The 14,378-nt window shown below is 34.5% G+C and carries 17 protein-coding genes; 6 read left to right on the top strand and 11 right to left on the bottom strand.

The genetic code is table 11. The features are described 5' to 3' along the window. Positions 1–20: 20 nt before the first annotated feature. Genes A8B35_RS15140 through A8B35_RS15130 form a run of 3 tightly spaced genes read left to right on the top strand, consistent with a single transcriptional unit; the run spans position 21 to position 3,994 of the window. Entirely contained in the window at positions 21–2,651 is a 2,631-nt protein-coding gene (locus A8B35_RS15140) for a DNA gyrase/topoisomerase IV subunit A (RefSeq protein WP_075603388.1), read from the top strand. A gap of 31 nt (positions 2,652–2,682) precedes the next feature. Beyond that, a complete protein-coding gene (locus A8B35_RS15135; RefSeq protein ID WP_075603387.1) occupies positions 2,683–3,480 on the top strand; it encodes an ion transporter in 798 nt (265 codons plus the stop codon). 4 nt (positions 3,481–3,484) lie between these two features. Continuing rightward, positions 3,485–3,994 (top strand): shikimate kinase, encoded by a 510-nt coding sequence (locus A8B35_RS15130; protein WP_075603386.1) that lies wholly within the window; start codon positions 3,485–3,487, stop codon positions 3,992–3,994. Here the strand turns inward: A8B35_RS15130 and A8B35_RS15125 are convergent. Continuing rightward, positions 3,991–4,434: a Rieske (2Fe-2S) protein gene (locus tag A8B35_RS15125; protein WP_171973221.1), complete on the bottom strand. Its 444-nt coding sequence runs from the start codon at positions 4,432–4,434 to the stop codon at positions 3,991–3,993. The two genes, A8B35_RS15130 and A8B35_RS15125, sit on opposite strands and share 4 nt — an antisense overlap. A 114-nt stretch (positions 4,435–4,548) precedes the next feature. On the opposite strand from A8B35_RS15125, the gene A8B35_RS15120 reads away from it, so the two are divergent. From A8B35_RS15120 to A8B35_RS15110, 3 genes are all read left to right on the top strand, one after another. Beyond that, complete coding sequence (locus tag A8B35_RS15120; RefSeq protein WP_075603384.1) at positions 4,549–4,989, top strand: hypothetical protein; 441 nt, start codon at positions 4,549–4,551, stop codon at positions 4,987–4,989. 126 nt (positions 4,990–5,115) lie between these two features. Next, positions 5,116–5,589, top strand: coding sequence for a transcription elongation factor GreA (gene greA / locus A8B35_RS15115; RefSeq protein ID WP_075603383.1), 474 nt, complete (start codon positions 5,116–5,118; stop codon positions 5,587–5,589). Between the two features lie 12 nt (positions 5,590–5,601). Beyond that, positions 5,602–5,994 carry an HIT family protein gene (locus A8B35_RS15110; protein ID WP_075603382.1) on the top strand — a complete coding sequence of 131 codons (393 nt, stop codon included), beginning with the start codon at positions 5,602–5,604 and terminating at the stop codon, positions 5,992–5,994. Between the two features lie 79 nt (positions 5,995–6,073). On the opposite strand, the gene ruvC is transcribed toward A8B35_RS15110, so the two are convergent. The 10 genes from ruvC to porQ form a co-directional block, all read right to left on the bottom strand. Beyond that, complete coding sequence (gene ruvC, locus A8B35_RS15105; RefSeq protein WP_075603381.1) at positions 6,074–6,628, bottom strand: crossover junction endodeoxyribonuclease RuvC; 555 nt, start codon at positions 6,626–6,628, stop codon at positions 6,074–6,076. Further along, positions 6,629–6,928, bottom strand: coding sequence for a DUF4286 family protein (locus A8B35_RS15100; RefSeq protein ID WP_075603380.1), 300 nt, complete (start codon positions 6,926–6,928; stop codon positions 6,629–6,631). It lies immediately after the preceding gene. A 70-nt stretch (positions 6,929–6,998) separates the two neighbouring features. Continuing rightward, positions 6,999–8,276, bottom strand: coding sequence for a serine--tRNA ligase (gene serS, locus A8B35_RS15095; RefSeq protein ID WP_075603379.1), 1,278 nt, complete (start codon positions 8,274–8,276; stop codon positions 6,999–7,001). Positions 8,277–8,465: 189 nt separating this feature from the next. Beyond that, positions 8,466–8,729 carry a 50S ribosomal protein L27 gene (rpmA, locus tag A8B35_RS15090; RefSeq protein ID WP_075603378.1) on the bottom strand — a complete coding sequence of 88 codons (264 nt, stop codon included), beginning with the start codon at positions 8,727–8,729 and terminating at the stop codon, positions 8,466–8,468. Positions 8,730–8,747: 18 nt separating this feature from the next. Continuing rightward, entirely contained in the window at positions 8,748–9,062 is a 315-nt protein-coding gene (gene rplU / locus A8B35_RS15085; protein ID WP_075603377.1) for a 50S ribosomal protein L21, read from the bottom strand. Between the two features lie 163 nt (positions 9,063–9,225). Then, positions 9,226–9,861 (bottom strand): hypothetical protein, encoded by a 636-nt coding sequence (locus A8B35_RS15080; protein WP_075603376.1) that lies wholly within the window; start codon positions 9,859–9,861, stop codon positions 9,226–9,228. A gap of 116 nt (positions 9,862–9,977) precedes the next feature. Continuing rightward, a complete protein-coding gene (locus A8B35_RS15075) occupies positions 9,978–11,009 on the bottom strand; it encodes a DUF4097 family beta strand repeat-containing protein (RefSeq protein ID WP_075603375.1) in 1,032 nt (343 codons plus the stop codon). Between the two features lie 91 nt (positions 11,010–11,100). Next, the gene (locus A8B35_RS15070; protein ID WP_139314910.1) at positions 11,101–12,423 is read right to left on the bottom strand and encodes a NupC/NupG family nucleoside CNT transporter; all 1,323 of its coding nucleotides are present in this window, start codon (positions 12,421–12,423) and stop codon (positions 11,101–11,103) included. A gap of 154 nt (positions 12,424–12,577) precedes the next feature. After that, positions 12,578–13,171 carry a bifunctional nuclease family protein gene (locus A8B35_RS15065; protein WP_075603374.1) on the bottom strand — a complete coding sequence of 198 codons (594 nt, stop codon included), beginning with the start codon at positions 13,169–13,171 and terminating at the stop codon, positions 12,578–12,580. Positions 13,172–13,319: 148 nt separating this feature from the next. Then, positions 13,320–14,321 (bottom strand): type IX secretion system protein PorQ, encoded by a 1,002-nt coding sequence (gene porQ / locus A8B35_RS15060; RefSeq protein ID WP_075603373.1) that lies wholly within the window; start codon positions 14,319–14,321, stop codon positions 13,320–13,322. Positions 14,322–14,378: the final 57 nt, after the last annotated feature.

The raw sequence follows: 14,378 nt of genomic DNA, 5'->3' as shown, positions 1-14,378 counted from the left end.
TTAAAAATGCATTTGTAAGCATGAGCGACGAACACACAACACCGAATAACGAAGAATTAGAGAATATAAATAACGAAGGTAACAACGAAGCCAGTGAACAAAACGAACTAGCTACTAGTGATACTAAAATAACGCACCTTGGCGGAATGTATCAAGAGTGGTTTTTAGATTATGCTTCGTATGTAATCCTCGAAAGAGCCGTACCGCACATTAACGATGGTTTAAAACCCGTACAACGCCGTATTCTTCACGCCATGCGCCGAATGGATGATGGCAGGTATAATAAAGTGGCCAATATTATTGGGTTTACCATGCAGTTTCACCCTCACGGAGATGCTTCAATTGGTGATGCTTTGGTACAACTCGGACAAAAAGATTTATTAATTGATACCCAAGGTAACTGGGGTAATGTTGCCACGGGAGATGGAGCTGCTGCACCTCGATATATTGAGGCCCGATTAACAAAATTTGCACAAGAGGTGGTCTTCAATCCGAAAACTACCAATTGGAAATTAAGTTACGATGGTAGAAATAAAGAGCCTATCACTCTTCCAGTAAAATTCCCATTATTATTAACTCAAGGTGTTGAAGGTATTGCCGTTGGTTTAGCCTCAAAAATATTACCTCACAACTTTAATGAGCTAATTGATGCAAGTATAGCCTACCTTCAGGACAAGCCTTTCGAGATCTTTCCTGATTTCGCTACTGGCGGGATGATTGATGTATCTCGTTACAACGATGGAGCAAGAGGTGGTGCCGTTAAAGTACGTGCAAAGATTATTAAGGAAGACAACAAAACCTTAAATATTTGCGATATTCCTTTCGGGAAGAATACCTCTAGCCTTATAGAATCTATCATCAAGGCCAACGATAAGGGAAAAATTAAGATTAAAAAGATAGATGACAATACCTCTGATAAAGTTGAGATATTGATTCATCTTCCAAATAATGTATCAACAGATAAAACGATAGATGCGCTTTATGCGTTTACCGATTGCGAAATATCTATATCGCCAAACTGTTGTTTAATTGAAGATAACAAACCTAAATTTGTGGGCGTTTCTTCAGTTCTAAGACAAAATACCGACCATACAGTTGAGCTTCTAACGCGTGAGTTAGAAATAAGATTGTCAGAGTTAGAAGAGGCTTGGCACAAATCTTCATTGGAAAAGATTTTCATTGAAGAGCGCATGTATAAAGAAGCTGGCTACGAAAATTCTGAGAGTAAAGATGAAGCTATTGACTTCTTAGACAAATGCTTTGAGCCTTGGAAACCAAAATTCAGAAGAGAAATTAACAGAGATGACTTAACGGCCCTATTTGAAATTAAAATGGGTAGAATATTAAAGTTCAACTCTGATAAAGCTAACGATTATATCAAAGGTTTAGATGATGAGATGGTTGAAGTGAAAAACCACCTTGAAAACATCATCCCTTATACCATAGCTTACTACAAGCATATTAAAAAAACCTTCGGAAAAGATCATCCTAGAATGACTGAAATCCGAAGTTTTGAAAATATTGAAGCTAGCAAAGTAGTTGTTAAAAACGAGAAGTTATTCATCAATCGCGATGAAGGTTTCATGGGAACATCGCTACGTAAAGATGAATTTGTTTGCGATTGTTCTGATATTGACGATATTATTTTGTTTTACAAAGATGGTCGCTACCTAATCACTAAAGTATCTGATAAAGCTTTTGTTGGTAAGGGAATTATGCACCTCGCAGTATTCAAAAAATCAGATACACGTACCATTTACAACGTAGCTTATCGCGATGGTAAAAAAGGTACAACTTACGTAAAACGTTTTGCGGTAACAGGTATAACGCGCGATAAGGAGTATAATGTAACTAAAGGAACTGTTGGTTCTGATGTATTATACTTTAGCGCCAACCCAAATGGAGAGGCCGAAGTACTTAAAGTAATTCTTCGCCCTAAGGCTAGAGTAAGAAACTTAGTTTTTGACTACGATATGGCTGAACTTGCCATTAAAGGAAGAGGTGCCATGGGTAACATTCTTTCAAAATATGAAGTTCAGAAAGTGGCGCTTCGTAAAAAAGGTGTATCCACTTTAGGTGGAAGAAAAATTTGGTTCGATAAAGATGTACTTCGATTAAACTCTGATAGCAGAGGTGATTATTTGGGCGAATTCCATGCAGATGATTCTATTTTAGTAATCACAAAATCAGGCGAATTTTACCATACTAGTTTTGATTTAACCAATCATTACGAAGACGATATTCATATTATTGAGAAGTTTAATCCCGGTAAGGTTTGGTCTGTTGCATTCTACGATGGCGACCAAAAATACTTTTACATCAAGCGATTCCAACTCGAAGCTTCTAATAAAAAACAGAGTTTTATAGGAGAGCATGCTAAATCGTACCTAGTTAGAATTACTGAGGTAGATTACCCTCGCTTAGAAGTAAAATTTGGAGGTGACGATAAGGAACGTGAAAATGTAATTGTTGAAGTAGACGAATTTATTGGCGTAAAAAGCTTTAAAGCTCGTGGTAAGCGATTATCAACTTATCAGGTATCCAAAATTAACGAGCTAGAGCCTATAAGACAAAAGGAAGTAGAGCCTGAGCCAGAAAAACCAACACAAGAAGATGACGAAGATCAAATGAATTTATTCGAACAACAATAAATTATACTTACCGAATTGATTACTATAGGAGATGGGAAAAAAGCTGTTTTTAAATGATAAGTTTATATTATCTCTAATCCTAATCAATTCGGTAGTTCTAGTTATTGGTGGTTATCTACCCGTAAACGAAGAAAATTTTATATATGGCCTTGTTGATAATTCCATTACAGTTCTTTTTATTATTGAGTTATTAATAAAGGTTCGTGAATATGGTTTTACCAATTACTTTAAATCTAATTGGAACAGGTTCGACTTTGTTTTAGTGCTTCTTTCAGTACCTGCACTTATTACTTTCGCATTTAATTTAAGCTTTGTTGATTTTAGTTTCCTATTAGTATTCAGAATACTGCGGGTTTTTAAGGCGTTTCGGTTTTTCAAATTTATACCTGATGTTAATAACCTAGTACAAGGCATTCAGCGTGCTTTAAAAGCTTCTGTTTTTGTTTTAATAGGTTTTGTTATCTACATTTTTATCATCGGAATTTTATCATTCTATATTTTTCATCAAAGTGGATCGCCTTATTTTAAAGATCCAATAATATCGCTCTATTCAATATTTAAAATATTTACCGTTGAGGGATGGTTTGAGATTCCTGAAGATATCACCGAGAATTTCTCAGAAGTTAAAGCTTTCTTTACCTACTTATATTTTATCTTTATCGTATTAACAGGTGGTATATTTGGCTTGTCGTTAGTGAATTCAATATTTGTTGATTCTATGGTTAGTGATAACAACGATGAGCTTGAGTTAAAGATAGATCAACTTGAAGGTAAAGTATCTGATGTACTCGATGAATTAAAGAAGCTAAATAAACACAACAACCAATAGAGCAATGACACAAAGAGTTTATTTAATAGGATATATGGGAAGTGGTAAATCTACTATGGGTAGATGGATTGCAGAGGCAATGAATTGGAACTTTATCGACCTTGACCATTATATCGAAAATAAATACCATAAAACGATTCCTCAGATATTTGAAGAAGATGGAGAAACTCATTTCCGTAAAATAGAATCTATCTGTTTAAAAGAAGTAAGTGACATTGAAAATATAATTATTGGTGCAGGAGGTGGCACACCATGTTTTTTCGATAATATGGAATTAATGAATCAAACAGGCCTAAGTATTTACTTACATTTAACTCCTCAGGTGGTATTTGATAGGTTAATGACTTCGAAAAATAAACGCCCTTTAATAGAAGGCAAATCCGGAGAAGAATTACTTCAGTTTATTATCGAAAAGTTAGAAGAACGAGAGCTATACTACAATAAAGCCCAAGTAATAGCAGAAGGTGCTACTTGGACTGTAGAAGATTTCTTAAAAGCTATTCGAGGTGCTTAGTTGGCAATAATTAAATGATTACCATCCATTTCTGCTCTATAAGGCTTTAATGCAAATTTTGATGGCCCTTCTAGTAATGAACCATATTGAGTCATTACAGAATACGTTGATCCACACGTAGGACACTTATAATTATCATCATCTTGCTTTTGCACCAAACTAGTACCAGATTTTTCGTAAGGACACATCAAATCAAAGGCATAAACAATTCCGGCGCCAACTTTATATACAACAACTCCATAATGCCCTATTGAGAACCCATTTCTATCACGTCTAATAATCTGAGGATTTTGTTGGTTGTAATTAGGATCAGTTTCAAAATTCAATACTTCGGCATGAAATGGAACATTAGGTATAATGTCCTCACTATCTTTAACACATCCGCTTAAAGTAGTAAATAAGAGTAATATAAAAAGTGGTAATTTAATTTGTTGTATCATTTGTGATATTGCTTTATTGATGCGCCTACAAAAATCTAAAAAAAAACAAAACATATACGTTATCAACAGATAATTTTTAACTTTATTGCTCGTTTTAAAACGGAATAGTAATTTATGGATGATTTAGGAACAATATTATATTTGGTTTTCGCAGTTTTAGCTGCTGTTTTTAGTATGATTAAGAAAAATAATCAGCGCAAGAAAACCAACTCACCAACTCCTTCGGCAGAGCCAGATTCGGGGAGCGTTCTTGATGATTTACTACCGGAGTTCAAAAAGTTATTTGATGAGCCACGAACAGAGCCCACTCCTGTGGAGAATTTCGAACCAGATCCTGAATTATTCAAGAAACCGGAACCAAAACCTAGGGAAATTACTATTGAAGAAAAGAAAAGGCAATTAGATAGAATATCAACATTAGATACCAAAGCAAAGGCAGCCAATAAAACCAAACAACAAAAGCCAATCAAAGTTGAAGACGAAACTGAGGAAAATTGGTTTAGTGCGCGCCAAGCAATAATCTACTCAGAAATACTGAAACGCCCCGAATACTAAGCGATATTTTTAAATTCATCTCAGAATTTATATATTTGCAACAAAGAGTTTCGGGAGACCGGGATTCTTTTATTTTTTTATATCAATCAAGTTTACAAACAAATAACAATAATAGGAGGAATAAATATGTCGAATATTAGCTATATCACTGAGGAGGGATTAAAAAAGCTAAAAGCAGAGTTGAAGCAATTAGAATCAGTTGAGCGTCCTAGTATTTCTCGTCAAATAGCTGAAGCCAGAGATAAAGGAGATTTATCAGAGAATGCCGAATACGATGCAGCAAAAGAAGCACAAGGTTTATTAGAAATGAAAATTTCTAAAATGAAAAATATATTAGCAAACTCGCGTGTACTTGACGAATCTAAAATTGATACATCAACAGTGCAGTTATTAAATAAGGTAAAACTTAAAAACCTTAAGAATAACGCCACTATGACTTATACTTTAGTACCAGAAAGCGAAGCTAATCTTAAGGAAGGTAAAATCTCTATTTCTACACCAATAGCAAAAGGTTTATTGGGTAAAAAAGTAGGAGAGCAGGCTGAAATTAAGGTTCCATCAGGAATAATGACTTTTGAAGTTGTTGATATTTCACTTTAAAAACAAGGCACTATGGCTACCATTTTTTCAAAAATAGTTGAAGGTGAAATCCCAAGCTATAAAATTGCTGAGGATGATCATTTTTTTGCATTTTTAGATATTAATCCACTTCATGAAGGACACACCTTGGTGATTCCGAAACAAGAAACAGATTATATATTCGATTTAGAAGATAATCTATTAAAGGGTTTAACTGTATTCGCAAAAAAAGTTGCTTTAGCTATTGACAAAGCAATTCCTTCGCAACGCGTTGGGATGGTAGTACTTGGATTAGAAGTACCGCATGCTCACATTCATTTAATTCCTCTGCAAAGTGAGGGTACGGTTAATTTTTCTAATCCTAAACTTAAATTCTCGCCTGAAGAATTTGAGGCAACAGCTAATAAAATAAAGGAACAACTTTAACTATCTATTAGTTAAACCACATAAAATACAAAAAGGAGCTCTAGGGCTCCTTTTGTTATTTCTATATATTGGAATAAATTTATTTCTTAACCCTCGTTGGATTTTTACTCATAAACTCTTTCCAACTATTCACCTTCTTTTCTGGCTTAAGTGACTGATTTTGGAAGTAATGACAAAGTGCAGCAGCTAAACCATCAGTAGCATCCAAATACTTTGGTTCTGATTCTATTTTCAGATATTTATTCAGAAAGTTTGCCACCTGCTCCTTACTCGATCGACCATTACCAGTAATGGCCATCTTAATTTTTAGTGGAGCATATTCAAAAACTGGTAAATCACGAGATAAAGCAGCTGCCATGGCTACTCCTTGTGCCCTGCCCAGCTTAAGCATGGATTGAACATTTTTACCAAAAAAAGGAGCCTCAATAGCTAATTCATCAGGTAGATAAGTATCACACAAACGAACCACTGTATCAAAAATCTTCTTCAGTTTTATATAGTGATTATCGTACTTCTTAAGCTCAACAACCCCCATGGATACAACAGAAGGTTTATTATCAACAATCTTTAGAATGCCGTAACCCATAACAGTAGTTCCTGGGTCAATACCTAATATAATGCGCTCTTTACGCAATTAAATTTCTTTTAATATAGAACTAAAGAAAAGAGCATCGGAGCCGAATTCTGATGCCATTTGCCCTAATACAACAGGTGATTGCTTATTTAAAACTTCCAAATCAGTTGGAGTTGCAACTCGCCATTGAACAGACAATGTACGCCCTTCTTGTTGATCAGCACTAAGTACCTCGAAGGTTTTGACCTCAGCACCTGGCAATAAATTTTTAAGCAATGGCATATAAGTGCCCTTTTGCCATGCGTGCCACTTTTCGAACGCAGCAACTGTTACAACAAATGTAGTATTGAATACAAACATAAACTTAAATTGATAATAAAAGGAACCCTAAAAAGTTCCTTCTATCTTATTTTATATACCCAAAATGGGGCTAATTAATCATATCAAAGCCTGTATAAGGCACTAAAACCTCCGGTATTTTAATACCATCAGCTGTTTGGTTATTCTCAAGAATAGCCGCTAAAATACGCGGTACAGCCAAAGCACTACCATTTAATGTATGTGCTAGCTCAGGCTTTTTCATATCCTTACCCTTGTAACGACACTTTAATCTATTAGCTTGGTAGTTCTCGAAGTTAGAAACTGAACTCACTTCTAACCAACGCTCCTGAGCTGCCGAGAACACCTCAAAATCGAATGTTAAAGCAGATGTGAAACTAATATCTCCACCACACAAACGTAATAAACGATAAGGTAAACCCAATTTATTTACTAAGTTCTCAACATGTGCAACCATTCCATCCAAAGCCTCATAAGACTTATCAGGATGTGAAATTTGCACAATCTCAACTTTATCAAACTGATGTAAACGATTTAAGCCACGTACGTGAGCTCCCCAAGAACCAGCTTCACGGCGGAAACAAGGCGTATAAGCCATAGTTTTCAAAGGAAGATCTTCTTCTTTTACAACCTCATCACGATAAATATTGGTTACCGGAACTTCTGCCGTAGGAATAAGGTATAAATTATCTGCGGTTGCATGATACATCATCCCCTCTTTATCTGGTAACTGACCTGTACCAAAACCAGAAGCTTCATTTACTAGGATAGGAGGTAACACCTCATTATATCCGGCTTTTTGTCCTTCATCCAAAAAGAAGTTGATTAAAGCACGCTGCAAACGAGCACCTTTACCTTTGTACACAGGAAATCCTGCTCCAGCAATTTTAGTACCCAACTCAAAATCGATAATATCGTACTTCTTAATCAATTCCCAATGCGGCAATTTGCCTTCTCCTAATTCAGGAATATTTGCATCACATGTTTTCTCAACCTGATTGTCCTCATCGCTATTTCCCTCTGGAACTGTTGGATGTGGAATATTAGGCAATTTAACAAGCTCAGCATCTAACTGAGTATTGATTTCGTTTAACTTAGTATTTAACGATTTAATATTTTCTTTAAGCTCAGCCGTTTTACTTTTAGCAACATTAGCCTCTTCGGCCTTTCCTTGCTTAAAAAGCATTCCTATTTCTTTCGACAAGGAGTTCATCTCCGACTGTTGCTGATCAACTTCTGATTGAGTAGATTTTCGATTATTATCTAACTCAATAATGTTTTCTACCACTGCGGCAGCATCGAAACGTTTTACCTTTAAACGCTCAATAACCGTTTCCTTGTTTTCTTGAATGAATTTTAGCGTAAGCATTATAGATGATATTCTATAAACCGATTTATGTACCTTAATAACTGATGGTTATAAATCAATTTTGTTATTAATTATTTCTTTATCTCTCAGCAAGATACAAACAAAAATGTCTGTATAAAAAAAGTCTCCTGAATTTGCTACGAAAGTAACAAAAACAAGAGACTCTTAAAATCTTTCTAAATCTTTTTACTATTCAGCAGCTAAAGGCTCAACTGAAACGTAAGATTTATTGTTTCTTTTTTTGCGGAAAGTAACAGTTCCATCAACTAAAGCAAAGATAGTGTGGTCTTTTCCCATACCTACACCTTCACCTGGGTGATGTTGTGTTCCTCTCTGACGAATAATGATGTTTCCAGCTTTAGCAGATTGACCACCAAAAATCTTTACACCAAGACGCTTACTTTCTGACTCACGTCCATTCTTCGAACTACCGACTCCTTTTTTATGTGCCATCTTATTCTAATTTTTTAATTATCCAACTAAAATGTCTTCAATCTGAATTTGAGAAAACTGTTGACGGTGACCGTTTTTCTTTTTATAACCTTTTCTTCTTTTCTTTTTGAAAACGATTACTTTATCACCTTTAACATGTGCAAGTACCTTTGCAGTTACTTTAGCTCCTTCTACAACTGGGGCACCAACTTGAACATTACCTTCGTTGTCAATAAGCATTACTTTGTCAAACTCTACAGCAGCTCCTTCTTCATGAGCTAAACGGTGTACAAAAATTTTGCGGTCTTTTTCAACCTTAAACTGTTGTCCTGCAATTTCTACGATCGCGTACATACAATTAAACTTTTAAAATTACATCCTGGAGGCGGGCTTAAATACTCATTATCAACCACTTTATCTTGCCCCTCAAGAACATTGGAGTGCAAAAGTAGATATTTATTTTATTACCACCAAAATTTTATTTCATAATTGCATGAAGCTCAGCATAATTTGCGCCCTATATTTCAATAATTGGATGATTTTCGCGCACAAAATAACCATCGTTTAATAAATCGAAACCTGATTTTTGAAAAAAAGCGTACAACTTAAACTGTGCACTTTCTTCATCAAATTGTGCATCGTTGTATTGCATTTGCTTTGTAAAATCATCCATTTCATCAACCAATATCCGCATTACTTTTAACTGAAAAGGAACTGCCTGCACAAAGAACGCTGAACACATGGGGCCAAAACGGTGAATGATATCACCAATAATAGTTTTGCCTAAGCCCTTGCCTCTAAAACTTGGCAGAAGCTCAATACTTTCAATTAAACAAATATCAGTTTTAAAATCAGACGAGGAGCAATTTATAGTTAAGGGTGCATCAAAATCATCAAGCGGAATGCAAAGAACATTACTGGCTAAATTCTTTGTAGACGAATATGCATTAAATATATTCTGAAAATAATATCTATTCTTCCTCGCTTGCGTTAGCAGAATTATTTTAAGAAAAACACGCCCGACTTGCAACGTTGTTCCTGATAAGGAGTTTACATAAATTTGTGCCTCAATACAATTGATGTATTTTTTAGGCGAATCATCACTTAAATCACTATTAATATGGTAAGTTATTGAATAATCGAATGCGCTCATTTACTATTTTTATTTAGTTAATAAATTGCTTGTGTTGCCATTCGAGCATTTGAATATACAAAAAAACTGCCAATCACATAAAAGCAATTGACAGTTTACAAATCATAAATAATATTTTAATTATAGCTCTGACTTCCTGAACTACTCACACCTTTTATTTGTATTGGTCCATTTTCAGAAACCAATTTCTTACGTGAACTTATACCTTTAGCATTTAACGAACCCGAAGATGCTGATAAATTGAATGACAGCTCACTAACCGGATTATTTAATTGCATTTTTATACTTCCTGACGAAGAATGGAAAGATGAATTCCCTGTTAAAGAAATAGAAGATCCTGATTGAGAACCACTTGACGAATTAATATTTAAAGCACCAGTTACATTAGACATCTTTATGCTACCAGAACTCACTCCTGCTGTAACATCGCCTAACACGTTTTCAATATGGATTGAGCCCGATGAAGCTTTTGCTTTAAGACCATTATTTACATTCTTAATATACTGGCTTCCTGATGAACAAGTACTAACTGTTTGACCATTTACATCATCAATTCTGATTGAACCAGATGAACAAGTTGTATTTAAAGTCCCTCCTATCTTAATGAAACTTTGACTTCCTGATGACGATTTACCAACTACATTACCCGATATATTGGATATTTTTAAACTACCTGAGCTAGCTGTGCACTTCAGGTTACTATCTATATTATCCGCCTTCACACTTCCAGAGCTAGCTGATAATTCTACTGTACTCTGACCAATGTTTGAAACATTAACACTTCCTGATGAATTATCTACTGTTACATTAGTGTTTTTAGGTACTTTTAATTCTATTAAACCATTAAATGAACCTCTTACTGATTTAGGTCTTTCAAGCCAGATTTCAAGTGTAGAGCCACTCTCTTTATACTTGAACTTTATATCATCACGGTTTTTATTACTCTTTAGTTCTCCTCTTAGGAATACGGTACTTCCGCCTTGGCCTAGCACATCAACTTTACAAAAAGATCCTTTTACAACAACGGATGAGATATTATTAAAATCTTTCTCAATTTGATCTATAACAACCTTTTGGGCATTAATTGGCAGGCAGGCCTGTATCAAAAACAGGCTAATAATTACAGCATTTAATTTAATCTTATTCATATCAAATAGTTTTATTTCTAATTGTAGGACGCCTACCCTTTCGGATAAGTTACACTAATAATAAAACTATTGTATGATCAACAATCAAAGATTAACCTATAATAATACCAACTATTGTTGCAGATAATAACGAAGCAAGTGTGCCAGCTAATAGAGCACGCATACCAAGCTGAGTTAGTAAAATTCTTTTACCGGGTGCTAATGCACCTATTCCTCCAATTTGAATACCGATTGAAGCAAAATTGGCAAACCCGCAAAGAATATATGTAGCCATATAAATTGATTTGGCCTCAAAGAAAGCTCCAGCTTCTTTGAGCTCACTTAAACTTACATAGCCTAAAAACTCAGTCATAATAATTTTCTCACCCAAAACTCTTCCTACCAAACTAATATCTTCAGAGCATACGCCCAATAGCCAAATTATAGGTGAAAATAATTGACCTAATATATATTGCAAACTTAGTTCTGTATATTGGCCACCTGTACTATCAGCAATTATTGCATTTAAGCCAGTAAAACTGCCCATTTTCAAAAACATATAATTTGCAAAGGCAATGAAGGAAATAAATACCAAAAGCATTGCACCAACATTTACAGCTAACCTAAGCCCTTCGCCAGTTCCGTTACTTATAGCATCCAAAACATTTTTGCCAACCTTTTCTTTACTTACTTCAACTTCATTTTTAATCGGCTCAGTCTGTGGTACAAGTATCTTAGATATTACAATTACTCCAGGTGCAGCCATTATAGAAGCGGTTAAAAGATGTTTTGCATACATCAACTCTTGAGCAGGATCTCCACCTCCCAATATTTTAATGTAAACCGCCAATACTCCACCTGCTAAAGTTGCCATTCCTCCTGCCATCACAAGCATTATTTCGGAGCGGTTCATTTTATCAAGATAGTTCTTAATCATCAAAGGAGATTCTGTTTGACCTAAGAATATATTTCCTGCCACAGATAAGCTTTCTGCACCAGATAATTTCATAAACTTAGACATCAGCCAAGCTAATACATAAACTACTTTTTGAATAATTCCGAAGTAAAAGAGGACACTAGTTAAAGCAGAAAAGAAAATTATTGTTGGTAAAATAATAAAGGCAAAATTCATTAATGGCGATTCTATTTCGCCTGATGAAAAGCTTTTAAACAAAAAGGCACTTCCTGCTTCTGTGAAATTTAAAATCTTTACGAATCCCTTACTCACAAACTCGAAGAAATCTTGAACAAACTCTATATTGAGTATTGAAATTGCAAGTACAACCTGAATTAGCAATCCAACTAAAACAGATTTCCATGCTATTGCTTTTTTATTTTCGCTAAAAAGATAAGAAATAGCGATTAGTACAAACATACCAATTAGTCCGCGATATAGCGAATGAATAGAAAACCCATTGGGCTCATTTAAAATCATATTACTGCTTATGTCTGGATAATAAGAATAATCCAACCATTGAAAATAGGAGTTTCTTCATCCAAATTAATTTATAAGATATTTTGTAGACCTCTTCGAATACTAATTTTACAAATAGAAAATTAATATAAGATATAAATGATCACTTTAGCAATTACTCTTCGCGCTTCTTAATTTCGGCGCTAATTTCAGATGCCTTCTCGTAATCTTCTTTGGCAATGGCTTCTTGCAATGATTTTTTCAATTCATCTACAGATTGATTACCATATTTATCATTTGAAGTAGAACTCGCGCTTTCTGACACATCAACTTTCGTACCAGATTCTTTACTTTCTTCCAAAACTATACCTGCTGTTTCAATAATTGAATCAAAAGTATAAATAGGACAATTAAATCTTAAAGAAAGTGCAACAGCATCTGATGTACGTGAATCAATACGTATTTCTTCTCCATCCTTAATACAAACCAATTCTGAGTAAAAAATACCTTCCTCAAGCTTATAAATTATCACCTCAGTAATTTCTACTTTAAAAGCTTTGGAAAAATTTAAAAATAAATCGTGTGTTAAAGGGCGTGGAGGTTCAAGTCCTTCTAACTTAATTGCAATAGATTGTGCTTCTACACCACCTATAATAATAGGAATTCTTCTTTCGCCTTCTTCCTCTGCTAAAACTAATGCATAGGCACCAGACTGCGTTTGACTATATGATAAACCTAGTATATTAAGTTTAATTTTCTTATTATTCATTTAGTATGCTTAGATATATGACGAGATTATAACCACAAGATAAATACTGTACTATAATCCATTAAAAACAAATATAGTTAAAATGTTTTTTTTAACTACGCTTTTTTAGCAATCGTAACATTCTAATAATTTGAAATAATTTTAACAACTAAAAACTAGATAAGTTTGTTGAGATGGAGAAATGGTTTGATGTGCCTCCTAAATGATATCGAGCAGAACCATATGCTACATGAAATTTATAAGCCTTGAACCCAAAGCCCCATGAAAAGCCTGCTGTCGACATTTTTTCAGAGTAACCCAATTCTTTTCTTCGTTTATGATTATATCCAAAGTCAACATGAAAATTTTTTGTAGGTAAAAACTCTACCCCAAATACCATATGTCGTAATAGATTATCGCCAAAACTAATGTCGTCACTTACATAGTTGTCATCCTCATTTTCAATATCTGTATCCCAAACCAATAAATTTTGAGCTGTTATTGAAAAACGAAATGGAGCATGCTTCAACTTTTTTGAAATACCAATTTGAAAGTCAGTGGGTAATTCTTCGTATGTATCGTCATATGATGTAATCTGCGAGCCTAGGTTTTTAATAGTTGCACCAAAAGAAAAACCTGATTCTGCTTTAAAATAAGCGATTCCAAAATCAGTAGCTATTCCGAACGATTGATAGGTATCCATTTTTGAGTAGATGGGCTTTATAGCCATACCCATAGAAAAGTTTGGAGAAAACTGTCGGGAATATGCAATGTTAAAACTATACTCTGCAGCCGAGAATGTACCTAATATATTTCCAACATCATCGGCTCTATCAAACTCGCCATAATTCATATTCATAATGCCGATACTAAAGGTACCCACATTCTTAAACTCCTTACCAAAACCTACATAGCCATATTGTGTATCTCCAACGTAAGGCACAAAATTAAACACCAAACTATTATCCATTGAAGCATGCAATAATGCAGGATTATGGTAAGCCATATTTAAATCAGTACTATCCTTTAATGAGATATTATTTCCGCCTAAAGCACCTACTTTAGCTGAGCTAGTAAGATTTAAGAAATCGTACGTACTACTGCCGCCTTTTTGAGCTCTAATTACAAGAGAACAACATGCTATTAATATGACTATTATGGATTTCTTCATATACTTCCCAAAAACTAGAACGCACTAATATTAAATTTAGTGCATAAATACACAAAT

The organism is Saccharicrinis aurantiacus (genome assembly GCF_001660705.2).
GTDB classification, from domain to species: Bacteria; Bacteroidota; Bacteroidia; order Bacteroidales; family Marinilabiliaceae; genus Saccharicrinis; species Saccharicrinis aurantiacus.
The sequence above is the reverse complement of the archived record's forward strand: the minus strand, read 5'-3'. Positions and strand labels throughout refer to the sequence as shown.